At 43.5% G+C, this 24,495-nt stretch carries 18 protein-coding genes; 17 read left to right on the top strand and 1 reads right to left on the bottom strand.

All coding sequences use genetic code 11. The annotated features are described in order from the left end of the window. The first annotated feature begins 2 nt into the window (after positions 1 to 2). From C0979_RS04285 to C0979_RS04255, 7 genes are all read left to right on the top strand, one after another. Entirely contained in the window at positions 3 to 3,311 is a 3,309-nt protein-coding gene (locus C0979_RS04285) for an ABC transporter permease (RefSeq protein ID WP_101695313.1), read from the top strand. A gap of 155 nt (positions 3,312 to 3,466) precedes the next feature. Beyond that, positions 3,467 to 5,524: a molecular chaperone HtpG gene (gene htpG / locus C0979_RS04280; protein WP_101694850.1), complete on the top strand. Its 2,058-nt coding sequence runs from the start codon at positions 3,467 to 3,469 to the stop codon at positions 5,522 to 5,524. Positions 5,525 to 5,686: 162 nt separating this feature from the next. Continuing rightward, entirely contained in the window at positions 5,687 to 6,361 is a 675-nt protein-coding gene (locus tag C0979_RS04275) for a response regulator transcription factor (protein ID WP_101694849.1), read from the top strand. Further along, positions 6,343 to 7,266: a sensor histidine kinase gene (locus tag C0979_RS04270; RefSeq protein WP_101694848.1), complete on the top strand. Its 924-nt coding sequence runs from the start codon at positions 6,343 to 6,345 to the stop codon at positions 7,264 to 7,266. The genes C0979_RS04275 and C0979_RS04270 overlap by 19 nt, the downstream gene beginning before the upstream one ends. Before the next feature lie 117 nt (positions 7,267 to 7,383). After that, a complete protein-coding gene (locus tag C0979_RS04265) occupies positions 7,384 to 8,073 on the top strand; it encodes an ABC transporter ATP-binding protein (protein WP_101694847.1) in 690 nt (229 codons plus the stop codon). Beyond that, on the top strand, positions 8,066 to 10,558 hold the full coding sequence (locus tag C0979_RS04260; protein ID WP_101694846.1) for an ABC transporter permease: 2,493 nt from the start codon (positions 8,066 to 8,068) through the stop codon (positions 10,556 to 10,558). The genes C0979_RS04265 and C0979_RS04260 overlap by 8 nt, the downstream gene beginning before the upstream one ends. A gap of 249 nt (positions 10,559 to 10,807) precedes the next feature. After that, positions 10,808 to 12,316, top strand: a complete 1,509-nt coding sequence (locus C0979_RS04255) for a WD40/YVTN/BNR-like repeat-containing protein (RefSeq protein ID WP_101694845.1) — start codon at positions 10,808 to 10,810, stop codon at positions 12,314 to 12,316. On the opposite strand, the gene C0979_RS04250 is transcribed toward C0979_RS04255, so the two are convergent. After that, entirely contained in the window at positions 12,309 to 12,782 is a 474-nt protein-coding gene (locus C0979_RS04250; protein WP_101694844.1) for a DUF5721 family protein, read from the bottom strand. The genes C0979_RS04255 and C0979_RS04250 overlap by 8 nt on opposite strands. A 121-nt stretch (positions 12,783 to 12,903) precedes the next feature. Between C0979_RS04250 and C0979_RS04245 the strand changes: the two genes are divergently transcribed. From C0979_RS04245 to C0979_RS04200, 10 genes are all read left to right on the top strand, one after another. Next, a complete protein-coding gene (locus tag C0979_RS04245; RefSeq protein WP_101694843.1) occupies positions 12,904 to 13,701 on the top strand; it encodes a GDSL-type esterase/lipase family protein in 798 nt (265 codons plus the stop codon). Next, complete coding sequence (locus tag C0979_RS04240; protein WP_101694842.1) at positions 13,701 to 14,186, top strand: DUF4358 domain-containing protein; 486 nt, start codon at positions 13,701 to 13,703, stop codon at positions 14,184 to 14,186. The genes C0979_RS04245 and C0979_RS04240 overlap by 1 nt, the downstream gene beginning before the upstream one ends. 16 nt (positions 14,187 to 14,202) lie before the next feature. Next, entirely contained in the window at positions 14,203 to 15,603 is a 1,401-nt protein-coding gene (locus tag C0979_RS04235) for an MBOAT family O-acyltransferase (protein WP_101694841.1), read from the top strand. A gap of 8 nt (positions 15,604 to 15,611) precedes the next feature. Beyond that, positions 15,612 to 16,793, top strand: a complete 1,182-nt coding sequence (locus tag C0979_RS04230; RefSeq protein ID WP_173814542.1) for a DHHW family protein — start codon at positions 15,612 to 15,614, stop codon at positions 16,791 to 16,793. After that, positions 16,777 to 17,523: a pseudouridine synthase gene (locus tag C0979_RS04225; RefSeq protein ID WP_101694840.1), complete on the top strand. Its 747-nt coding sequence runs from the start codon at positions 16,777 to 16,779 to the stop codon at positions 17,521 to 17,523. Before C0979_RS04230 ends, C0979_RS04225 begins: the two co-directional genes overlap by 17 nt. Next, a complete protein-coding gene (gene ligA, locus C0979_RS04220) occupies positions 17,471 to 19,444 on the top strand; it encodes an NAD-dependent DNA ligase LigA (RefSeq protein ID WP_101694839.1) in 1,974 nt (657 codons plus the stop codon). Before C0979_RS04225 ends, ligA begins: the two co-directional genes overlap by 53 nt. Before the next feature lie 15 nt (positions 19,445 to 19,459). Then, on the top strand, positions 19,460 to 21,001 hold the full coding sequence (clpX, locus tag C0979_RS04215) for an ATP-dependent Clp protease ATP-binding subunit ClpX (protein WP_242962643.1): 1,542 nt from the start codon (positions 19,460 to 19,462) through the stop codon (positions 20,999 to 21,001). A gap of 103 nt (positions 21,002 to 21,104) precedes the next feature. Further along, on the top strand, positions 21,105 to 22,355 hold the full coding sequence (locus C0979_RS04210; protein WP_101694838.1) for a cation:proton antiporter: 1,251 nt from the start codon (positions 21,105 to 21,107) through the stop codon (positions 22,353 to 22,355). A gap of 102 nt (positions 22,356 to 22,457) precedes the next feature. Then, complete coding sequence (locus C0979_RS04205) at positions 22,458 to 24,161, top strand: S8 family peptidase (protein ID WP_101695310.1); 1,704 nt, start codon at positions 22,458 to 22,460, stop codon at positions 24,159 to 24,161. Positions 24,162 to 24,174: 13 nt separating this feature from the next. After that, positions 24,175 to 24,465 carry a hypothetical protein gene (locus C0979_RS04200; protein ID WP_101694837.1) on the top strand — a complete coding sequence of 97 codons (291 nt, stop codon included), beginning with the start codon at positions 24,175 to 24,177 and terminating at the stop codon, positions 24,463 to 24,465. Positions 24,466 to 24,495: the final 30 nt, after the last annotated feature.

The raw sequence follows: 24,495 nt of genomic DNA, 5'->3' as shown, positions 1-24,495 counted from the left end.
GTATGGGAACAAAAGCGACACGAAAAGATTTTTATATGGAAATACGGAAAAGCCCGGGGCGATTTTTGTCCATTTTATTTATTGTGGCGCTGGGAGTAGCGTTCTTTTCAGGGATCCGTGCCTCGGAGCCTTCCATGCGTCTGACGGGTGATTCTTATTATGATCAGGAAAAATTGATGGATCTGAAAACAGTTTCAACTTATGGAATCACAGAGGATGACTTAAAGGCGTTTCAGAAAGTGAATGGCGTTGCAGCGGCAGAGGGAGCTTATAGTGCGGATTTTTTGAGCACAACAGGAGAGAATCAGCAGGTTCTTCATGTCATGTCCTTGCAGGAGAAGATGAATCAGGTGACCGTCAGTGAGGGAAGACTTCCGAAGAAAGCGGGGGAGTGTCTGGCTGATGATGAAATGGGATATGAGATTGGGGATATCATTAAGCTGGAATCAGGAACGGATGCACCGGTGTCTGATACACTGAAAGAGGAAGAGTTAACGGTAGTGGGACTTGGGAACAGTCCCTGCTATATTTCTTTTGGCAGAGGCAGTACCACGATTGGAACTGGAAGCATAGATGGCTTTTTGGTGGTGCCGGATAGTACGTTTGTACTAGAGGTTTATACAGAAGCCTATCTTCAAGTAGAGGAAGCCAGAGAACTGACTGCTTACACCGATGCTTATGATGAGCGGGTAGAGGAGGTAATGGAGAAAGTAGAAGCCATTACGAAAGAGCGGGGACAGATTCGCAGGCAGGAATTGGTGGATGAAGTCAATGAGGCCATCACGGAGGCGAAGGAGGAACTGGAGGCCGGAAGAACAGAAGCAGAGACAACTCTTGCAGATGCCGAGGCGCAGATTGCAAGCGGGGAAAGCCAGATTGCAGTGGCGGGAGCGGAGATTCAAAGCGGAAAGAGTCAGATTACCGCTGCCCGATCGACGCTGGAGGCAAAGCAGCAGGAGATAAAAGAAGCAAAGGCGCAGTATGACGCGGGTATACTGGAATGGAGTAATGGAAAGACCGCGTATGATCAGGCAGAGGCCGCTTTTTTGCAAAAGAAAGCGGAGACGGAGCCGCTTTTGGAGGCGGCAAGAGCACAGGTGACGGAGCTGGAGGGACGGATTCAGACGCTGCAGGGACAGTTGTCCGGTGTACAGGAAGCAATAAGGCCTCTGGAGGAAAAAGAAGCTTCCGGGACTCTTACTTCAGATGAAGAAAAGCTTCTGGAAGGCTTGCGGATGCAGGAAAGTACGTTAGAGGGAGCGATTACTGAAGCCCAGAACGGATATAACACGTTAAATACAAAAGTGACAGCTGGGCAGCAGGAATTAGACGCGGCGTCGGCGCAGCTTGCAGGAGTGAAAGCGGCATTGGATGCATCGCAGGCTCAGCTTGCGACGGCGTACAGTCAGATTCAATCCGGCCAGAGTCAGATTCAGGCGGGATATGCAGAGCTTGGAAGTAAGGAAAAGGAACTGGCATCTGGGGAGACAGAGCTTTTGGCGTCTCAGGAAGAGCTTTCGGAAGCGAAGAGAAAAGCGGAGGAAGGGCGCATAAAGGCAGAGGAAGAGCTTGCAGAAGGGGAACAAAAGATTGCTGATTCAGAGGCGGAAGTTCAGAAGATTGAACTTCCTAAATGGTATCTTACCGATCGCAGTTCCCTTCCGGAATTCGCAGGATATGGGGAGAATGCAGACAGAATGCGGGCGATCGGAAAGGTGTTTCCGGTGATCTTCTTTTTGGTGGCAGCGCTGATAAGCTTGACTAGTATGACTCGTATGGTGGAAGAACAGAGAACGCAGATCGGAACCATGAAGGCACTGGGATATGGGAAATTTACGATTGCGTCTAAGTATTTGGGTTATGCTCTGCTGGCATCAGCAGGAGGAAGTGTGATCGGTGTTCTCGTAGGAGAGAAGGTTCTTCCTTATATCATTATCTATGCCTATGGAATTATGTATCACCATATTCCGGAAATATTAGTACCGTATCATGTGGGATATGCGTTGGCGGCCTCCTTTGTGGCAATTGCGTGTACGTTAGGAGCGACAATGTTGTCTTGTTATCGGGAAATGGGAGCGCAGCCAGCAGTGCTGATGCGTCCGCCGGCGCCTAAGAACGGGAAAAGGGTGCTGTTAGAGAGAGTTGGATTTATCTGGAAACATTTAAGCTTCATCTGGAAATCAACAGTACGAAACTTGATGCGATATAAAAAGCGGTTCTTTATGACGATTTTTGGAATTGGCGGCTGTATGGCGCTGATGCTGGTTGGATTTGGACTTCGAGATTCCATTTTTGAGATTGCAGACCTTCAGTATGCACAGATTCAGACCTATGACGGAAGTATTTTCCCGGAAGAAGATTTGACAGAAGCAGAAGAAGCCGAACTGGAGAAGTCCCTTTCCAAAGACCCGGATGTCAGTCGTTTTATGAACGCAACAATGATGAATGTAACACTGAAGCATGGTGAGAAAGAACGAGATGCGTACCAGTGTGTATTTGCGGATCCGGGAGAGGTAGAGAAATACGTGAATTTCCGAGATCGGAGAACGAAGAAAGCTTATGAATTGACGGACGAAGGCGTAATTTTAAGTGAAAAAACGGCGAAGCTTCTTAACGTGGAAGCGGGTCAAAAGATCGAGATTAAGGATGAGGCGGCAGGAAATCCCAAAGTGAAGGTAACGGCCATCTGTGAAAACTATATGGGACATTATATTTACTTTACGCCTGCATGCTATGAGAAGGTCTATGGAAGAATCCCTGAGTATAACTGCCTGTTGTTCGCGGCAAAGGATTCCTGTACAAAAGAGGAGCTTGAGAAGGCGGGCGAGGATATCTTAGCAAGGGATGAGGTACTTAGTGTCAGCTATATGCATGAGATTGAGAAGCAGTTAAATGAGATGTTAAAGAGCTTGAATCTGGTGATTGTGGTGCTCATTATTTCAGCGGGAATGCTGGCCTTCGTGGTGCTCTATAATCTGAACAATATTAATATAGCAGAGCGGCAGAGAGAACTGGCGACACTGAAGGTTTTGGGCTTTTATGATAAGGAAGTTGGTGCATATGTATACCGGGAGAATATTCTGCTGACTTTCATCGGTGCGCTGGTAGGAGCTGGACTTGGAAGGATTCTGCATCTTTTCATTATTCAGACGGTAGAGGTAGATGCAGCAATGTTTGGAAGAAATATCAATCCGCCGAGTTATCTGTACAGTTTGTTGTTTACCATTGCATTTTCGTTGATTGTAAATGGAGTCATGTACTTTAAGCTGAAGAAGATTGATATGGTAGAGTCCTTAAAGAGCATCGAATAGAGTTTATAAAAATTTTATAGTTTTCATTCAATTATTAGCACTCTTTGATAAAGAGTGCTAATTTTGTGTTGACTTTTAGGCGGACGCGTATTATCATATCCATTAGATAAAAAAGGCGGAAGGTTCGCCTTAATATAAAAATAGGAGTGATAAATATGGCAGCAAAAAAGGGTAGTTTATCAATCAGTAGCGAGAATATATTTCCAATTATTAAGAAATGGGTATATTCCGATCATGACATCTTTATTCGTGAGATGATTTCCAATGGATGTGATGCGATTACCAAGTTGAAGAAACTGGATATGATGGGAGAGTATCAGATTCCGGACGATTATAAAGCATCCATTCAGGTTGTAGTAAATCCGGAAGAAAAGACATTGAAATTTATCGATACCGGATTGGGAATGACTGCGGATGAGGTTGAAGAATATATTACACAGATTGCATTTTCTGGCGCAACACAGTTTTTGGAGAAATATAAAGATAAAACAACAGAAGACGATATGATCGGTCACTTTGGACTGGGATTCTACTCTGCATTTATGGTAGCAGATGAGGTTCATATTGACACCCTGTCTTATAAAGATGGAGCGACAGCGGTACACTGGGTCAGCAACGGGGGTACCGAGTATGAGATGGAGGATGGAACCAAAGAAGGGGTAGGTACGGAGATTACCCTGTATCTGAATGAGGACAGCATTGAATTTGCGAATGAATACCGTGTTCGAGAGGTATTGGAGAAATATTGTTCCTTCATGCCTGTAGAGATTTTCTTAAGTAATGCGAATGCAGAGCCAGAGTACGAGACCATCGACGAGGCAGATTTAAAAGAGGATGACGAGGTGATCGAGCACATCCACGAAGATGCCAAGATGGAAGAAAAAGAAAATGAAAATGGCGAAAAAGAGATGGTAGAAGTTTCTCCTGCCAAGGAAAAGGTGAAGATTAAGAAGCGCCCGGTATCTATCAGCGACGTTCATCCACTGTGGGCAAAACACCCGAATGAGTGCAGTGATGAAGATTATCAGGAATTCTACCGCAAGGTATTCTTAGACTACAAGGAGCCATTATTCTGGATTCATCTGAATATGGATTATCCATTTAACCTGAAGGGAATCCTGTACTTCCCAAGAATCAACACAGAATATGATTCCATTGAGGGAACGATCAAATTATATAACAATCAAGTATTTATCGCAGACAATATTAAGGAAGTGATTCCTGAGTTCCTGATGGTATTAAAGGGTGTCATTGACTGTCCGGATCTTCCATTGAACGTATCAAGAAGTGCGCTTCAGAACGATGGATTTGTGACAAAGATTGCAGATTATATTGCAAAGAAAGTTTCCGATAAATTGTCTGGTATGTGTAAGACCAAACGGGAAGAATATGAGAAATATTGGGATAATATCAGTCCATTCATCAAATTCGGCTGCTTAAAAGATGAAAAGTTTTGCGATAAGATGAAAGATGCAATCCTGTTCAAGAATTTGGATTCTAAGTATCTGACGCTGAAAGACTGTATCGAGGAAAATGGCGGAGAAACCGTAGAGCCAAATGATCATCAGGGTGAAAATGCCGAGAATCCAGATGATAATAAGGTGGAAGAGATCAAGACTACGATCTATTATGTGACGGATGAGGTTCAGCAGAGCCAGTATATTAACCTGTTCCGTAACCAGAGCAAGGACGCAGTGATCTTGAATCATAACATTGATTCTGCATTTATTACCCAGTTAGAGCAGAGAAATCCAACGGTTCGTTTCCAGAGAATTGATGCCGATGTAACGGGAGATGTTAAGGAAGAGATCAGTGAGGAAGAAAAGGAAGCATTCAAGAAGACATCTGACAGCCTGATTGAGATCTTCCGCAAAGAGCTTGGCAATGACAAGCTGGATGTAAAGATTGAGAAGCTGAAAGATGACAGCGTGGCATCCATGATTACCCTGTCTGAGCAGAGCCGCCGTATGCAGGAAATGATGAAGATGTATGGCATGGCAGGAATGGATATGGGAATGGAGACAGCGCTGATTCTGAATGCAAATCATCCACTGGTACAGTATGTGGCAGAGCATCAGGAGGATGAGCATGCAGGTGTGATCTGTAAACAGCTTTATGATTTGGCAATGCTTGCGCACAAACCGCTGAATCCGGACGAGATGACCGCTTTTGTAAAGAGAAGCAATGAGATTATGATGCTGCTTACAAAATAAGTTCCGTAAATTTTATAACATATAAAAATATAGCAAACGAGAGTAGCAAGAAAAGGATTTCTTGTTGCTCTCGTTTTTTTTGAATTGAAAATGCCATGAGAAAGTTGTAAAGTGGAGAAAGAAAAGTAAGAAACATATCAGAACGTTAAGAGGTAGATTTTCATGCAGACCATATTACTAGTAGAAGATGATTATGAATTAAATGAAAGTATTACGTATATGCTTCGGCAGGAACGATACGAGGTGTCTTCTGCATACTCCATAAAAGAGGCGAGGGACAGATATCACGAGCAGGAGCCGGATCTTATCTTGTTGGACGTAAATCTTCCTGATGGGGAAGGCTTCACGTTTTGTAAATGGGTGAAGGAAAAGAAGGACGTTCCTGTTTTGTTTTTGACAGCCAGAGATTTGGAGGAAGACGCGCTCTTGGGGTATGAGCTTGGCGCAGAAGATTATGTGACCAAACCATTTTCCATGAAAATTCTGTTGAAAAAGATTCGCGTCATGCTAAAGCTTGTGTCCGAGGAGGAAGACAACGTATTTGATGACGGATATCTCAGGGCAGATTTGTCGAAAGCTAAGGTGGAAGTAAACGGGAAGCCTTGTTCGCTGACGCCTACAGAATTTAAGCTTTTGCAAGTCTTTCTGGAGCATAGGCGCCAGCTTCTCACTTACAATGTTTTGTTGGAGCGTTTGTGGGATTGTGACGGCCAGTTTGTAGATAAACATACGCTGGTTGTAAATGTGAACCGTCTGCGGGGAAAGATTGAAGATACGCAGCACAAATATATTTCAAATGTATATGGGATGGGATATCAATGGTTGGATTTATCATAGTGATTATATGTTTATTATTGTTAATTATTTTATTGTTATATAAACTTTATAAGCAAAAGAAGGATGTTTATGATTTCGCCGACCGTCTTGAAAGACATCTGGATGATCTGCTTTCTGACAAAGAGATGGAAGACGCAGAAGAGATGGAAGACACTTTATATGGAAAAATCAATGAGAAGTTAGGCAGACTTTCGAAGGTATGGAAAGTAAGGCAGGATGCCAACCGAAAGCAAAAGGAGACCATCAAAGAGTTGATTTCTGATATTTCCCATCAGACGAAGACACCGATTGCCAATCAGAAACTTTATCTTGAAATTTTGTCTAAGGAACTGACTTCCAAGCGAGGGCAGGAATATCTTGTGAAAATGGAGAAACAGATTGATAAGCTTGATTTCTTGTTTCAGAATATGGTCAAGATGTCGAGACTTGAGACGGGAGTTATTCTTATTAAAAAAGAAAAGGAAGATCTGGTGCAGACACTTTCACATGCGGTGGCTCAGATTGTACCGCTGGCAGCAAAGAAGCAGATTGAAATATCGGTGGATGCAGAAGGAAAATTCCCAATCTTCCATGACAGAAAGTGGACGGAAGAAGCGATTTTCAATCTTTTGGATAATGCAGTAAAATATACAGAGGCAGGAGGAAAGATTCATATTGAGATCAAGCTTCAGGAGATTTTTACAAGGCTTAGCATTCAAGATACAGGAAAAGGGATTGCCACAGAGCGGCAGGCACAGATTTTCACACGCTTCTATCGGGAACCGGAGGTACATGAACAGGAAGGTATCGGAATCGGACTTTACCTTGCAAGACAGATTATGGAATTGCAGAACGGATATATTGAAGTGCGCTCAGAGGTAGGGCGAGGGGCAGAGTTCAGGCTGTATTTTCCGAATGAAGGATAAAAAGGACAGAAAAAAGATGGAAAAAATCACAAATCGTAACTGGTTTGTGATTTTTCATTCGTATGATTTCCTTAGAAAGAAAAAGCTTTCTGGATTACGAGAAAAGGAGACTAAAATATGGAATCATGGATTGTGAAGACGAAAAATCTAAAAAAATATTATCGTTTGGGAACTCATACGGTGAAAGCATTGGATGATGTGAATTTTGCAGTGAGAGAGCAGGAGTTTGTGGCGATCATCGGAAAATCGGGAAGCGGGAAAAGTACGCTTTTACATATGATCGGCGGATTGGATACGCCGACTTCGGGGGAAGTATATGTAGGGGATAAGGCGCTTGGAAAGCTTAGTAAAGAACAGCTTGCAATCTTCCGCAGAAGGAAGGTGGGCTTCGTATTCCAGAGTTATAATTTGGTGCCGGATCTCAATGTATATGAAAATGTAGTTCTTCCCATTGAATTAGATGGAAAACACATTGACAGAGAATTTGTAGACGAGATCTTAGAGCTTCTTCAATTGGATGAAAAGCGGGAAGCGCTTCCGAATACCCTATCCGGCGGACAGCAGCAGAGGGTAGCAATCGCAAGGGCAATTGCATCAAAGCCGAGCATCATTTTAGCCGATGAACCCACTGGAAATCTTGATACAGCAACTAGCCATGATGTTATGGGACTTCTGAAAATGGTGGCGCGCCAGTTTAAGCAGACGGTGATTTTAATCACCCACGATCAGGATATTGCCCAGATGGCGGACCGTATTGTGAGAATTGAGGACGGTCATGTAGTAAAGGCGGGTGAGCTTGATGATTAAGAATAATAATCAGAAGGTGATCAGTCGTATGGCGGGGCGTTCTCTTAACAACAACCGGAGACGAAGCCTGATTATGATTATGGCGGTGGCGCTTGCGACCTTTATGCTGTTCAGTGTATTTACGGTGGGCATTACATATTTTAAAATGCAGAAAACCCAGAATATCCGCCTCAATGGAGGGGAATATGATGCCATTTTATATGGGCTTACCAAAGAGCAGGAGGCGGTGTGTGAAAAGAATCCGGACATAAAAGAAACCGGAGCGGTGGTAGTCTGTGGTTATGTGGAGGAGACAGAAAAAGATAAAACACCGAATGTCGGCTTGATATGGGCAGATGATTCTTATTGGAATCAGATTAAGAGACCTGCGGTCAAATGGGTGAAGGGAAAATATCCAACCAAGGAAAATGAAGTGATGGTGTCGGTGGACGCGCTGAAGGAATGCGGTCTGGAAAATTTTGAAATCGGAGATTCCTTTCAGATGAAATACGCGGACAAAAACGGAAGCTATACAAAAGAATTTCGCATTTCCGGTATGTGGGAAGGCTATGGTGATACAGATACTTTTTATATGTCAAAAGCGTATTTTGAACAGTCCGGTTATGAACTTTATGATGTGAGGAGTACGAGGTATTATCTTGACTTTGAGAAGAAATATATGCCGAAGAAAGAACAGGATGTGTTTCTTGCAAGTATGGAGCTGGAAAAACAGCAGAACTTATTTTTTCTGTCTGATTACAGCAATGCGTTAGAGATTCTTATGGGAATGATCGGTTTGGTACTGATTACTTGTTTCAGTGCGTATTTGTTGATTTACAATATTTTATATCTCTCGGTATCTGGGAACGTCCGCTATTATGGACTTTTGCAGACGGTGGGGATGACCGGAAGGCAAATTTACCGCTTTATGCACAGACAAATGATTTTTATTGCATCGATTGGGATGACAGTTGGACTTGCAGTCGGAAGTCTTGTGGCATTTTTCCTGATTCCAGAAGTGGTGAAGGCATTGGGAATACGGGAGGCAGTCATTGAAGTACGCTTTCATCCACTTGTGTTTTTGCTTACTATTTTACTTACAGGCGTTACCATTTATATGGGAAGCAGGAAGCCGGCGAAGCTGGCAGTTTCTATATCTCCGGTGGAAGCCCTTGGCTACCGCGCACAGACAGGAAAGAAGAGTATGCGGAAAACCGGAAATGGAAATCTGATCTTACGAATGGCGAAGGAACAACTTGCAAAAGATAAGAAAAAAACGGTTGTGGTGGTGTTGTCCTTGACGGTTAGCCTGTGTGTATTTCTGTGTCTGGTTACACTTCTTAAAAGCGAAGGACCACGGACAATCGTAGGAAATTATATGAATCTTGATCTGGTCGTGGAAAATGACACGCTCAAGGAGGAAAACCATAATGATTGGACGCAGATTATCGATGAAACCATGCTGGAGCAAATGAAAAAAACAGAAGGTGTCAAAGGCGTTCATCCTATTAAGAGTGCAGAAATTATGTTTCCATGGGAATCGGAAGTGATCGATAAATGGATGGAAGAAAGTTATGATATGTGGATGTATTATCCATATGAAGAAGACCGGAAAGAACATCAGGAACATCCGGAGAATTTTGGCTCATTTATGATTGGCATTGATGAAATGGACTTTGATTATCTGAATCAATTACTGGAACATCCGATAGATAAAGAAAGTTTCCTTTCCGGAGAGACTTGCTTAATCTATCGGAACAGTCTGGAATTTAAGAATAGTGATCTTACAGGAAAAGAGATTACTTGTGCAGAATATGGAAATGGAGAGCATACAAGAACATTTAAAATTGCAGGTTTGACAGATGAGAACTATTATACGGGGGCTCTCCTTGGTATGCCGCCAACTATGATCGTCAGTGATCGGGCGATAGAAGAGTTTGCAGACAATACTTATGTATCCAAAGTGGGAATTAAGTACGAAGAAGAATACCAAAAAGAAACGGAAAATGCGCTTATGCAATTAATGAATGACAGTTCGTATTACAAAGATTTCTCCTTTGATTCTAAGATAGAAGAAGCAGAAGATGTAGAGAAGGCACAGGGAAATATGATGGGTGTAGGCATAGGAGTTGTGTTGATTTTGGCGTTGATTGGAATTTTGAATTATGTCAATACAATGACCGGAAATATACAGAGCCGCCAGACGGAATTAGCAATTTTGGAAAGTGTGGGAATGACGGAGAAACAGATGCGCCGGATGCTAATAATAGAAGGCTTGCTATTTGCGGGAACCTCTTTGTTTTTGACAGCAACGATAGGAACCGCGGTAACTTATTATCTGTACCAGTCCATGAATTATCGGGGAGTACCTTTTATGATTCCGGTCTTTCCTGTCTTTATTATGGCGGTTATTGTAGTAGTCGTATGTGTGGCAGTGCCACTTATTGTTGAGCGGTTGATTGGCAGGAAAAAGTCAGTGGTAGAAAGAATCCGCGCGGTGGAGTAACAAATAAGGAGAAGGATATAAAAAGGAAGACTGGGGCGATGGAGCCTCAGTCTTCCTTTTTCTTATTTTAGCACAGGCATATGTTGAATGCAATGAAAACACCTAAAAGGTATTTGCAAATTTACTTGACTTTTAATTCCTACATATGTAATATTTATGTAAATATCATAAACATTAGAAAGATATTTTTACGAATAACTGACAATGACATGAAAACGGTGTGGTTTCTATGATTTTGGAGGGAGAATTATGTTGCACGTATATAGGATTGGTGGAAAATTAAGCCTGGTATTTTACATTGTAATGCTGTATCAATTATGGCATTTATGTCAATATGGAGGACTGCGAAGTCATATGCTCAAATTGCTGGTTGTGCTATTGGGGCTCGTGTGCACTTTGGTTATGTGGCTGATTGGAAGAAAACATCAGAAAAAAGAAGACTCTGAAAATGGAATGAAAAAGAAAATTTTTTCTATAGAACTTGTAGTGATGCTTGCTGTGACATTGTTCTTTGGAGGGCGCATCATTTATTCTGCAATTCCGTACAATGGTGCGTTGTCCTGGAAGGTGTATGAATGGACGCACAAAAAAGAGATTGCGTTAGAACATAATAATTTATATGAAAGCGGAGTCGAAGGAATCTTATCGGACTTAGAGCAGGGATTAAAACTGCCGGAAACGCTCTATGTATCGGGAAGATTTCAGGTGTCCTTTGATGAAACCGGGGGAATTCAGAGCATTGACACCTTGTTGTACGGGCAGGATGAGAAAGGGAAGAAAAATACGTATCTCATTGAGTACAATTCCCAAAAAAGTGATACTATGACAGTCTGGACAGACGGCAATGCAGGCGGAGAATATGAGGAAGATATGCGCTTGTCTCCAATGAGCGAGATTTTGGAAAAGGCAGACTGGAAAAATCAGGTAAAGGAATGGGCAGAGTATAGCGGACAATCACAGACATATGAGATCCTTTATATGGGGCGCAGGGCATTTCAGACAGAAGAAGGTCTGCAATATATCGAAGGAAGTTCCAAAGGACAAGAAGGATATGGAGTATTGAGGGGAAACGAATATTTTAAACAGCTTAGAAATGGCGGTGAGATCATCGGGTTTGAAGTATCACTTCATATACCGGAAGTGGAGAGCGTGACGCCGGTACGCTATATGATGGAGCCGGAATATATTAGTCAAAAGGAAATAAAACAAAAAAATACACAGCAGCAAGTAGAATCGGCAAAAGATACCAAGCTTTGGACCATCGATCAAAGTGATGGAACGATGTATTTTTTCTTGAATGAGCAGAAAGGATGGCGCTTGGTGGTTGCTGATGCTGCTGCAGGAAGCAGATACTACGTGATGGAAAAGAGTGTGGATGCGGGAAAAACGTGGGAGAGAATCAATGAAGATCCATTCGGCGGGCAAATCGGAGTGACGGAAGGTCTGGTATTTTTTGACGAGCAGTTTGGAGTGATTGGACTTACAGGAGCATCACAGTCGGGTTCGGCGTTATATGCGACTAGAGATGGGGGACTGTCTTTTGAAAAAATAGAATTTCCTATGAGTGCAGTAATAGAAATGCCGGCAGTTGCAGAAGAATACGGATATACGGTGGAAGATTACGATTATTTCCATATGCCGCAGAAAGATGGAGATATATTGAAGGTAATGGTTACAACAGAGGCGAGTGAAAGCACTGGAATTGTATTTCGCTCAGCAGATCATGGAATTACATGGGAGTATGAGGGTATCATATAACCAATTCCAGTTCCAACAGTTTCTTCTGTGCTGCATCATCCCATGCTTTTTCCAGTGTCTTATCCATAGTGAACAATTTCAGAGAGATACCGGTAGTACAAGTTAAGCGGGTACCGTCATAGTTGAGGTTTAAATACATTCCCTGAATATCCTCCGGACGGAATCCGCTGACTTCGTATTTAAGGAGGAAGTCTGCAAAGTTTTCCGGAGCAAGAGAGAGGATAATCTTGAAGCTAAGCGGTGTCCGTTTTCCTCGAATGATCTGAAAACAGAATTCCCGCACATCTTTCCAGTGAGAGTGTACGTCTTCTGGTGCCTCGTCAAAAAAATCTTTTTTGAGGAAGCCATCGATAGTGAACGTGTTAAAGGTTGTGATTTCACCCTCAATAAATGAAAAGTGATCGAAAGTGTCCTTGAGAAGCAGATGGGACATACAATTTTTAGCGGATAAAGTTAGAATATTCATGTAAAAGCTCCTTTTGTAATGATATGAAAACAGTATAGCATAAGTTTGACTTTTGGGATAGAAAACAGTACAATAAAATCAGTATGTACGTGAATCAGCATATGTGACAGGGGAGAGAAAAGTGGGAACAAATAATAGACGACAGAGAAATAGAATAGAAGATAAGGATCATGTGCTTCGGATTGCATTGATGGTGGCTGCGGCGCTCCTGGTGATAGGGGTCATTATTGTGGTGATCCGGCTGATGAATCCGAAAGAGGACACGGAAAAAGGTGTAAAAAAGCTTGTGATTATGGAAGAAAAAGACGTGTCAGAAGTTGATCAGAAGATTCAGGCATTGGAGGAAGAAGAGCGTCTTGCTGATGAAGAATGGATGAATCGCCCAGCGGCAGAGAAGTTTGTGAATTGCCTTCTTATGGGAGATTCTGTAACACAGGGATTATATGCATATTCGATCCTGGATCAGTCGCTGGTGCAGGCCGAGCGCGGAGCGGGAGTTGCAGGCGGTAAGGATGGAATTATAGAAACACATATCGCGAAAGCATTGGAGATAAAGCCTCAGAAATTATTTCTCGCATATGGAATGAATGATATCAAGGGCTGCAATGGGGATCCGGCGGTTTTTCGTGAGAAATACGATGCGGTGATCAAGGAGTTGAAAGCAGGACTTCCGGAGACGAAGATTTATGTGAACAGTATCCTTCCTGTGAAGGCGTCTGTTGTGGAGGCAGAGCCGGTTTATGGGATGGTTCCGGAGTTTAATGCCCAGCTTCAACAGATGTGTGAGAAAGAGGGATTGACCTATATTGATAATACCGGACTGGTAGAAGAAGCATTTTACGAAGAGGATGGCATTCATATGTCGCCGGACTATTATACGGAGTGGGTGGAACACATGGCGGAGGTCGCAAAATTATAATGAAGAAGCAAAAGTTTGATATATTGAATTTGTTGAAATATGCGATGGTGCTGGTATTTATTGCTTACATTGTTTTTTTGAATATTCGTGAAGGTGGAAACAGCACACCGGTGAAGACGATACGCAAGGCAATTATGGCGGTGACAAAAGAAGACGGAATGACCAAAGGCACAACGCAGGATTTGAAAAAATACTATGGGCTTAATGCCGATGATTATGATGGAGTGATGCTCTACATTCCGGATGATGTGATGAGCGTCAATGAAATACTGGTTGTGAAGCTGAAAGATAAGTCGCAGGCAGAGTCGGTAGAGGCGGCAGCGGCAAAGAGACTTAGTACCCAGAAGGAAAGTTTTGAAGGGTATGGAGCAAAGCAGACGAAGCTTATTAACTCTGCGGTGCTGGAGAACAAAGGATACTATGTAATTCTGACTATTTCCAAAGATGCAGATCAAATCTATGAAGCATTTCAGAAGAGCATATAGAGAGGAACCATAACAGATGTTATTTAGCAGTATCGTATTTTTATTTACGTTTTTACCTATTATATTGATTTTATATTACTTGGTACCAAGACCTATGAAGAACGTGATTCTTCTCTTTGGAAGTCTTTTGTTCTATGCGTGGGGAGAACCGGTTTACATTTTCTTAATGATCTTTTCCATTCTGTTTAATTATATTTGCGGATTGGATATTGCGAGAAATTTGGGAGATCAGGCGGCAGCAAGGAGAAGTCTGATCTTTACGGTGGCAGTAAACCTATGTATTCTTGGCTTTTTTAAATATGAAGGATTTGTGCTAGACAGCCTAAGTGCCGTGCTACCGGTAGACATTTCTTACCGGGCAATGGCGCTTCCAATCGGAATTTCCTTCTATACATTCCAGATCTTATCGTATATTATTGATGTTTATCGGGGGCATGTAAAGGTGCAGACCAATCTTTTGGATTTTGCGCTTTATGTAACCATGTTCCCGCAGTTGATTGCAGGACCGATCGTGCAGTATGCAGATGTGGATCGTCAGCTTCATGTAAGGAAAGAGTCCTGGGGAAAATTTGGCGAGGGAAGTATGTTCTTTATTCGAGGACTGGCAAAGAAAGTGCTGCTAGCTAACACTATCGGTATGGTATATACAGAGGTGGCGGCGCTTGCTCCTGGAAAGGTGTCTGTCTTAAGCGCCTGGATTGGATGTATTTCCTATGCTTTCCAGATTTATTTTGACTTCAGCGGTTATTCTGATATGGCAATCGGTCTGGGCAAGATGTTTGGATTTGAATTCTTAAAGAACTTTGATTATCCGTATATTTCTCAGAGTATTACGGAGTTCTGGAGGAGATGGCATATTTCTTTGGGAAGTTGGTTTCGAGAGTATGTATACATCCCTCTTGGCGGGAACCGTGTTCCGGTTATCAAGCATCTTCGTAACCTTCTGATTGTATGGTTTTTGACGGGACTTTGGCATGGCGCTGCATGGAATTTCGTAGCCTGGGGACTCTATTATGGACTTATTTTGATTCTTGAAAAATATTTCCTTAGCAGAGTACTGGAGCGGCTCCCGGCAGTGATTCGACATATCTATAGCCTTGTACTTGTGCTGATTGGCTGGGTATTCTTCTTTAGCCCGACCCTTGGCGGTGCGGTAGATTATATTCAGCTGATGTTTGGCGTTGGTGCAAATGGGCTGGTTGACAGCGAGGGACTTTATCTTTTGACGACGAATCTGCTCTTATTGATTTTGTTGGTGATCGGTTCTACGCCGATAGTACACAGAGCCTATGAACGAGTTATGGCAGGAAGAGGCAAGATTCTGGCAAATTGTGTGGTATATGCGGCAATGTTTCTGTTGTGTATTGCATATTTGGTAACAGAGACATATAATCCATTTTTGTATTTTAGATTTTAGGAGTAAGTATGGGACAATCGGATGGTGGAAATAGAAGAAAATTGCAGAGAATGAAAGCGGCGGCAATCGTATTTCTGGCAACGACAGGGCTGATTTGTCTGGTCAACCTGGTTTCCCAGGATAAGGAGTTCTCAGAGAAGGAGAACAGAGTGCTGGAGCAAAAGCCAAAGCTTACCTTAGGGGCAGTGGAAAGTGGAAGATTTATGAAGCAGTATGAATCTTATAAATCCGACCAGTTTGCCGGGAGAGATTTCTGGGTATCTTTAAAGACCAGAGTTGATCTGATTGCCGGAAAGCGTAAGGCGAACGGTGTATTCAAAGGAAGCGATAATTATCTGCTGGAAGATATTTCTGTGATGAATGAAGAACAGGTGAAGAAGAATACGGATGCGATCCGTGCATTTGCAGAGGAGTATCCGGAGCTTCCCGTGTATATGATGCTGGTGCCAAACGCGGCGAATGTACTGCAAGATAAGCTTCCGCCTTTTGCAGTGACAGAAGATCAGGATGCACAGTTTGCGAAGATTCAAAAAGACCTGGGCGATTCGGTTCATTGGATTGATGTCAGCAAGGCGATGAAGAAGCATAAGAATGAAGAGATTTACTATCACACGGATCATCACTGGACGACGCTTGGTGCCTCCTATGCTTACGAGACACTGGTAAAGAACATGAAATTGGATCCGAGTAAGGTGCCGGCGTTTAAACCTTACGCAGTGGCGAACGATTTTAACGGAACCTTGTCTTCGACCAGCGGATATGAGGCTGGATACGAGGAATCAATTTATATTTATGCGCCTAAAAAAGACAAGGACGCAGTGGAAGTAGTGGTCAACTATGTGGACGAGCAGAAAAAGACTGCGACGCTTTATGACCGTTCCAAATTGAAGGGGAAGGACAAGTATGGCATGTTTCTGGGAGGAAATTATTCGATGCTTGATATCCGAACGACAGCGGATACGACGGCAAGACTCTTGCTCTTTAAAGATTCTTATGCCAATGCAGTGATTCCGTTTTTGACACCGTATTATCGGGAAATCATTGTGATTGATCCCCGATATTATTATGGAGATATTACAGAAGTGATGCAGAATCATAAAATTACAGACATTTTATTCCTGTATAACGGCAACACATTTGTAGAAGATAACAGTATCAGTGGAGTATTGCAAAATGGTGAGACTGAATAAATATTTAAGTGAAGCCGGGGTCTGTTCCAGACGGGAAGCGGATCGCCTGATTGAGAGCGGGCGGGTGACCGTGGATGGAAAACGGGCAGTTCCCGGAATGAAAGTAGAGCCGGGGCAGGAAGTCCGGCTTGGAAAGAAACGAATTGCACATGGGCAGGAGAAGATAGTCCTGGCGGTCCATAAGCCCGCCGGGATTGTTTGTACTGAGGATAAACGAGAGAAGAAAAATATTATCCGATATTTGAATTATCCAGTAAGGGTGACCTATGCAGGGCGTTTGGATAAAGAGTCGGAAGGACTTTTGATTATGACCAATGACGGAGATCTGATCAATGGGATGATGCGTGCCAGATACGGCCATGAGAAGGAATACCGCGTGCGGGTAGACCGTCCGATTACGGATGCCTTTGTCAAAGAGATGGAAGAGGGCGTCCGCCTGGTGGATTCGGAGAAAGGGATGGACGTCGTTACCCGGCCATGCAAGGTGGAACAAGTAGGGAAATATACGTTTACCATTATCTTGACGCAGGGATTGAATCGACAAATCAGAAGGATGTGCAGCGCACTTGGTTATCAGGTGGAACGTCTGGTAAGGACGCGAATTATGAACGTTGAACTGGGAAGCTTAAAGCCGGGGCAGGTACGGCAATTGACAAAAACAGAATTAGAGGGATTGTATGAACAAATCAAAGAAAATCAGGATGCAGGAACTGGTAGAGCTGCTAAATAGAGCCGGAAAGGCATATTATCAGGATGCGCAGGAGATTATGAGTAATTATGAGTATGATAAGCTTTACGATGAGCTTCTGGCACTGGAGAAGGAACTGGGGATTACGCTGTCGGCAAGCCCGACGGTTCATGTGGGATACGAAGTATTAAGTGAACTTCCAAAAGAACGCCACGAAAAGCCGATGTTATCTCTGGACAAGACAAAGGATATTGGGGCGTTAAAGGATTTTGTGGGAGATCAGAAGGCCCTTTTGTCCTGGAAATTGGACGGGCTGACGATTGTGCTTACCTATCAGGGAGGCATGCTTCAGAAGGCGGTTACCAGAGGAAATGGCGAAGTGGGTGAGGTAATCACCAACAATGCCAAAATGTTCAAGAATATTCCGCTTCAGATTGCCTATCAGGGTGAACTGATTTTAAGAGGCGAAGCGGTAATTGGGTATCGGGATTTTGAAAAAATTAATGCTGAGATTGAAGATGTAGCGGCAAAATATAAGAATCCGCGGAATCTCTGCAGTGGATCTGTGCGGCAGCTGAATAATGAAATTACAGCGAAGCGAAATGTCTGTTTCTATGCATTTACGTTGGTGCAGGCGCCGGAGGTGGATTTTCATAATTCCAGAGCCTGTCAGATGGAGTGGCTGAAAGGGCAGGGCTTCGATGTGGTGGAATATGAGATGGTGGAGCGGGATACGGTAGAATCTGTGGTAAAAGCCTTTGAACAAAAGATTGAAGGAAATGACTTCCCGACCGACGGACTGGTACTGGTGTATGACGATATCGCTTATGGACAGTCTCTTGGACGCACGTCTAAATTTCCGAGGGATTCTTATGCGTTTAAGTGGAGCGATGAAATTAAACGAACCAGGCTTCTGGAGATCGAATGGAGGCCATCACGCACAGGGCTGATTAACCCGGTTGCGATCTTTGAACCGGTGGAACTGGAAGGAACAACGGTCAGCCGTGCCAGTGTCCATAATATTAGCATTATGGAAGAATTGGAGTTGGGAATAGGAGACGAGATTGAAGTTTATAAGGCAAATATGATTATTCCCCAGATTGCAGAAAATCTGACCAGGAGCGGTGTAAAAGAGATTCCGAAAGCCTGTCCTGTCTGTGCAGGACCAACAGAAATAAGGCAGGTAAGTAATGCGAAAGCCCTCTATTGTACCAATGAAGAATGCCAGGCAAAGCACGTGAAATCATTTGCGCTGTTTGTCAGTCGGGATGCGTTAAATATCGAAGGATTATCTGAGGCAACACTGGAAAAATTCATTGCGATGGGGTATATTAAAGAATATGCGGATATTTTCCATTTGGATCGTTACCGGGAAGAGATTCAGTCAATGGAAGGATTTGGGGAGAAGTCTTATCAAAATCTGATAGACAGCATTGAAAAGGCCAGGGTGACGACGCTTCCAAGAGTCATCTATGCGCTGGGAATTGCGAATATCGGACTGGCCAATGCGAAGATGATCTGCAAAGAATTTCAAAATGATGTAGAGAAGATGCTTCAGGCAGATATGGAGGCGTTGAATGCGATTCCGGGTGTAGGAGAAGTGATTGCGAAAGCTTATGTAGATTACTTTTCTTCGGAAATCCATGTGAAGAGATTCAAGGATCTGCTTGAGGAACTTATGATTCCGAAGGAGGAAGGCGAGGAAAAAGAACAAATCTTTGCAGGAATGAATTTTGTAATTACAGGTAGTGTAGAACACTTTGCAAATCGGGGGGAGATCAAGGCGTTGATTGAAAGTCTTGGAGGAAAGGTGACCGGATCGGTTACGTCCAAGACGAATTATCTGATCAATAATGATGTAACTTCTACATCTTCTAAAAATAAAAAGGCAAATGAACTGGGGATTCCGATTTTGTCAGAAGAGGCATTTTTGCAAATGACAAAGACGGAAGAAACGGAGTAGAAAGAAGGAATAGACATGTCAGAGGAAATTAATTTTAACGAAATTGACGGGGAAGAGCTGGATGCAATGAAGCAGGAGGTTGCTTCCCATAAACTGGAAAAAGAAGAGCAAAAGGAAGCGTCAAAAGTAAAAGAGGAAGTAGAAAAAGCGCAGGGAGAAGTAGAACCGACGAAGAAAGATACCGGAAAGAATGAAGGAACGGATGATGGATATGAGAAGTTCTGTTTTATCTGCAGACGTCCGGAGAGTGTGGCGGGAAAGATGATCGAGCTTCCTAACAATATCAGTGTGTGCAGTGATTGTATGCAAAAGAGCTTTGATGCCATGTCCAGCGGACAGATTGATTACAGCCGGTTAATGAATATGCCGGGAGTACAGATTTTCAATATGTCAGATATGGAACAGGCAATTCCGAAGCAGCAGAAAGTGAAGAAGAAAAAAGAAGGCGAAGAGAAGACGCCTCTGATTGATATTCGTAAGATTCCGGCGCCGCATAAGATTAAAGCAAGCCTGGATGAATATGTAGTGGGTCAAGAGTATGCCAAGAAGGCAATGTCAGTTGCTGTTTATAACCATTATAAACGTGTGGCGACAGATTCCATGGATGATATTGAGATTGAGAAGTCCAATATGCTGATGATCGGACCGACAGGTTCTGGAAAAACGTACCTGGTAAAGACATTAGCCAGAATTCTGGATGTGCCTTTGGCAATTACAGATGCAACATCATTGACAGAGGCCGGATATATTGGGGACGATATTGAAAGTGTCGTGTCTAAACTTTTGGCGGCAGCAGATAATGATGTGGAGAAAGCAGAGCAGGGAATTATTTTCATTGACGAGATTGATAAGATTGCAAAGAAGAAGAATTCCAGCCAGCGGGATGTCAGCGGTGAATCGGTACAGCAAGGAATGTTAAAGCTTCTGGAGGGAAGCGACGTGGAAGTGCCGGTGGGAGCGAATAGTAAGAATGCCATGGTACCTCTGACAACGGTAAATACCAAGAACATTCTTTTCATCTGTGGCGGAGCATTTCCGGATTTGGAGGGAATTATTAAGGAGCGTCTGACGAAACAGGCATCCATTGGATTTGGAGCAGACTTAAAAGATAAATACGATCATGATAAGACAATCCTTAGTAAAGTGACTGTGGAAGATCTTCGTAACTTTGGAATGATTCCGGAGTTCTTAGGGCGTCTGCCGATTATCTTTACCTTACAGGGAATGAACGAAGAAATGCTGATCCAGATCTTAAAAGAGCCAAAGAATGCGATCTTAAAGCAGTATCAGAAGTTGTTGGCGTTGGATGAAGTGAAGTTGGAGTTTGATGACGGAGCATTGTCTGCAATTGCTGAGAAAGCAATTAAAAAAGACACTGGAGCCAGAGCGCTTCGCGCCATTATTGAGGAATTTATGCTGGATATCATGTACGAAATTCCAAAGGATGACAATATCGGTCAGGTGACCATTACGAGAGCATACATAGAAGGAACGGGCGGGCCGATTATCAGTCTGCGAGGGCAGGAAGTACAGCAGATTGAACAGAAAAACGGTTAAAAAAGCAACGATAAATGTTAAAAGTTATATTGAAAAAAGCAGATAATTGATGTATTCTAGTAAAGGTTTTTTTAGAATTCAAAAAAGGAAGAAGGAATAAGAGATGGACTACAAATATTTACTGGACTTGGCAATTATTCTGCTGTGTACCAAGGTGCTTGGCCTGGCGACTAGAAAAGTACAGATGCCGCAGGTAGTTGGAGCGCTTCTGGCGGGACTCTTATTAGGACCTGCTGTAGGAGGTGTTCTGACAGAAACTCCGTTTATTACGGCAGTGGCAGAACTTGGCGTCATTGTCTTGATGTTCTGTGCCGGACTGGAGACGGACATTAAGGAACTGAAAGCAAGCGGGAAAGCATCTTTTGTGATTGCGCTGTGCGGTGTGCTGGTTCCATTAGCGGGAGGATTTGCGCTGGCTCATTTCTTTAATAAGCCGGGTATGATTGCATCAGATGCAAATGGGACGATATTCTTACAGAATATTTTTATCGGAATTGTGCTGACTGCGACGTCTGTAAGTATTACCGTTGAGACATTGAAGGAACTTGGAAAGTTAAAGACGCGATCCGGAAATGCGATTTTGGGTGCGGCGATCATCGATGATATTCTTGGTATTATCGCACTGACGATCGTGACAAGCCTTGCGGATTCTTCGGTAAGTATTGTGGCTGTTCTTTTGAAGATTGTGGGATTCTTCGTATTTGCCGGAGTGGTTGGATTCCTGTTCTATATGGCATATAAGAAGTGGACGGAAGCAGCGCCGAAAAATCTGCATCGCCACGTGATTATTGCGTTTGTATTCTGTCTTCTGATGGCATACATTGCAGAAGAAGTGTTTGGAGTGGCTGATATTACGGGAGCATTCATTGCCGGACTCATTATCTCCAATACACAGCGTTCCATGTTCGTGGAGACCAAATTCGATACACTGTCGTATCTTCTGCTTTCTCCGGTATTCTTTGCAAGTATTGGACTGAAAGTAGAACTGCCGAAAATGTCCGGTACGATTGTATTGTTTTCCGTACTGCTGATTGTTGTGGCAGTGCTGACGAAGATTGTCGGATGCGGGCTTGGTGCAAAAATTTGTAAATACAAGCCGTACCAGTGTAAGCGAATTGGTGTGGGAATGATTTCTCGAGGCGAAGTTGCGTTGATTGTAGCGAGCAAAGGTGAAAGTATTGGCCTTTTGGGAACGTCATTTTTAGCGCCAGTGATCATCATGGTTGTGGTAACGACGATTATTACGCCGATTCTTTTGAAGATTGTATTCAAGCAGGGACCAGAACCGCCGGTTCCGAAGGAAGAAGAAGTTTCAAGCTTCTACGAGGAAGCAGCGGCTGTGCGTGGAGAGTAATCCGTTACGGGAAGAATCTGTAAGATCAGATTTGGTCTGATACATAGGAAGGAAGATACCTCATATACTTAATCAAAGAAGTATATGAGGTGTTTTTTTATTATGAATGGTGAAATGTGCAGAGAAAAGATTTTGTCGGAGGACTATTGGGATTTCTTGATTCCCGGATACCGATCGGAAGAAGAGATCCTGCTTCCGGGGGAACGGGGATGTTTTCAGGGGATGGATTTTGGATATCGAACGCTTTATGTGGACAGTAAGCCGCTAGGAGAGCTTTCTATGGGAGAATATTGGTATAATTCCATTCCTAACTGTTATGCACTTCTTGATATGGAGGCGTTAAATGCAGCAGGAATCCGCACGGTGCAGACTTATCCGTCTCTGCAGCTTTCAGGAGAAAATATTATGATTGGATTTTTGGATACCGGAATTGATTATCGACATCCGGTTTTTAGAAATATCGATGGCTCTACCAGAATTGTTGGAATTTGGGATCAGACAGATCAGACGGGCAATCCACCGGAGGGGCTTGATTATGGGAGCAGTTATACAAAGGAACAGATTGATGAAGCGCTTCGGGAATCAGATCCATTTACAGTTGTGCCGCAGAGGGATGAGAATGGTCATGGAACCTATCTTGCCAGTGTGGCAGCGGGAGGTGCGGATGTAGAAAATGGATTTTCAGGAGCTGCGCCGGAGGCGTCTTTGGCAGTGGTAAAGTTAAAACCTGCAAAGCGTTATCTGAAGCAGTTTTATGGGATTCGGGAAGACGCTGTCTGTTATCAGGAAAATGATATTATGCTGGGGCTTCGTTATCTAAATCAAGTGGCGAAGGATAAGAGGATGCCGCTGGTGATCTGTTTGGCGCTGGGGACAAATTTTGGTGGGCATAATGGGACGACACTTTTGTCGATTATGTTGGATCGTTATGCGGCAATGCCGAATCGTACGGTGGTGATGGGGACGGGGAATGAGGCGGCAGAACGCCATCATTATCGATATGTGCTGACGGATAAATCGGATGTGGCGCGGGCTGAAATTCGAGTGGGAGAAGGAGTCGGAGGATTCGCAGCGGAGGTTTGGACGGGGATTCCTAATGTGGTTACTGTTTCTATTACGTCACCATCCGGAGAACAAAGCAGAAAGATTTCTCTGCGCCAGGGGGATCGCTATCATCTGATGTTTTCTTTTGACCGTACGGAGGTGACGCTGGAGTATCGTCTGCTGTTGGAAAATAATGATTCCCAGTTGATTTTTCTTCGTTTCCATGAACCGGCGGCAGGAATTTGGAGGATTGACGTGGAGCCCATCCAGTTGTCGGATGGTGAGATTCATATCTGGCTTCCGATTCAGGAGTTTTTGTCTGGTGAAGTCTATTTTCTGGAAGCAGATCCTAATGTGACGCTGACGGAACCGGGAACAGGTCAGCTTGCCATGACGGCGGCTTATTACAATGGGACGGACAATGGAGTTGATATTCATTCGGGAAGGGGATATACTAGGAATGGAAGAACCAAGCCGGATTACGCGGCTCCGGGGGTACAGGTGCTGGGAGCGGGCTTAGATGGAAGGTTCGTGACACGAAGTGGTTCCAGTGTGGCTACGGGGATTGCGGCAGGAGCATCGGCGCTGTTAATGGAGTGGGTTGCAAGGCAGCCCGGTATACACGGGATGAATTCCATCGAAATTCGGAATATGATTGTCCTGGGAGCGAATCAGCGGGAGGGAATGGAATATCCGAACCGAGAATGGGGATATGGAACTCTGAATCTGTATCAGTCGTTAGATATCCTGCGTGGGCTATGAAAGGAGAAGGAAAATGGCAGATTTTTTTGAAGAACTCGGAAAGAAGATTTCAGATGCGGCGAGCGAGATTGGAAAAACGGCAGAGGATGCGCTGGAAATCCAGAAATTAAAGAGTGATATTCGTTCTATGAAGCGAGCCAACGACCGGGATATGCTGCATCTTGGAAGGATGGTTTACGATAAATTCCAAAAAGGAGAAGTTGACGATACGGATTACATTTCCTTATGTGAAGAGACGGAAAAGAGGGAGCAGGAGATGGAACGCTTGGAGGAAGAGATCGCGAAGATCCAGGAGATGCGCTAGGAATCAGTGGTTTTATGTGAAGAGAGGCAG

This window comes from Dorea phocaeensis, assembly GCF_900240315.1.
Classification (GTDB): Bacteria; Bacillota; Clostridia; order Lachnospirales; family Lachnospiraceae; genus Dorea_B; species Dorea_B phocaeensis.
This window is presented reverse-complemented; position numbering and strand designations above follow the sequence as displayed.

Bases quoted from the DNA above. Each gene is read 5' to 3' on its own strand.
- C0979_RS04285 (WP_101695313.1), top strand. From the start codon at position 3: ATGGGAACAAAAGCGACACGAAAAGATTTTTATATGGAAATACGGAAA.
- htpG (WP_101694850.1), top strand. From the start codon at position 3,467: ATGGCAGCAAAAAAGGGTAGTTTATCAATCAGTAGCGAGAATATATTT.
- C0979_RS04275 (WP_101694849.1), top strand. From the start codon at position 5,687: ATGCAGACCATATTACTAGTAGAAGATGATTATGAATTAAATGAAAGT.
- C0979_RS04270 (WP_101694848.1), top strand. From the start codon at position 6,343: ATGGTTGGATTTATCATAGTGATTATATGTTTATTATTGTTAATTATT.
- C0979_RS04265 (WP_101694847.1), top strand. From the start codon at position 7,384: ATGGAATCATGGATTGTGAAGACGAAAAATCTAAAAAAATATTATCGT.
- C0979_RS04260 (WP_101694846.1), top strand. From the start codon at position 8,066: ATGATTAAGAATAATAATCAGAAGGTGATCAGTCGTATGGCGGGGCGT.
- C0979_RS04255 (WP_101694845.1), top strand. From the start codon at position 10,808: ATGTTGCACGTATATAGGATTGGTGGAAAATTAAGCCTGGTATTTTAC.
- C0979_RS04250 (WP_101694844.1), bottom strand. From the start codon at position 12,782: ATGAATATTCTAACTTTATCCGCTAAAAATTGTATGTCCCATCTGCTT.
- C0979_RS04240 (WP_101694842.1), top strand. From the start codon at position 13,701: ATGAAGAAGCAAAAGTTTGATATATTGAATTTGTTGAAATATGCGATG.
- C0979_RS04235 (WP_101694841.1), top strand. From the start codon at position 14,203: ATGTTATTTAGCAGTATCGTATTTTTATTTACGTTTTTACCTATTATA.
- C0979_RS04230 (WP_173814542.1), top strand. From the start codon at position 15,612: ATGGGACAATCGGATGGTGGAAATAGAAGAAAATTGCAGAGAATGAAA.
- C0979_RS04225 (WP_101694840.1), top strand. From the start codon at position 16,777: ATGGTGAGACTGAATAAATATTTAAGTGAAGCCGGGGTCTGTTCCAGA.
- ligA (WP_101694839.1), top strand. From the start codon at position 17,471: ATGAACAAATCAAAGAAAATCAGGATGCAGGAACTGGTAGAGCTGCTA.
- clpX (WP_242962643.1), top strand. From the start codon at position 19,460: ATGTCAGAGGAAATTAATTTTAACGAAATTGACGGGGAAGAGCTGGAT.
- C0979_RS04210 (WP_101694838.1), top strand. From the start codon at position 21,105: ATGGACTACAAATATTTACTGGACTTGGCAATTATTCTGCTGTGTACC.
- C0979_RS04205 (WP_101695310.1), top strand. From the start codon at position 22,458: ATGAATGGTGAAATGTGCAGAGAAAAGATTTTGTCGGAGGACTATTGG.
- C0979_RS04200 (WP_101694837.1), top strand. From the start codon at position 24,175: ATGGCAGATTTTTTTGAAGAACTCGGAAAGAAGATTTCAGATGCGGCG.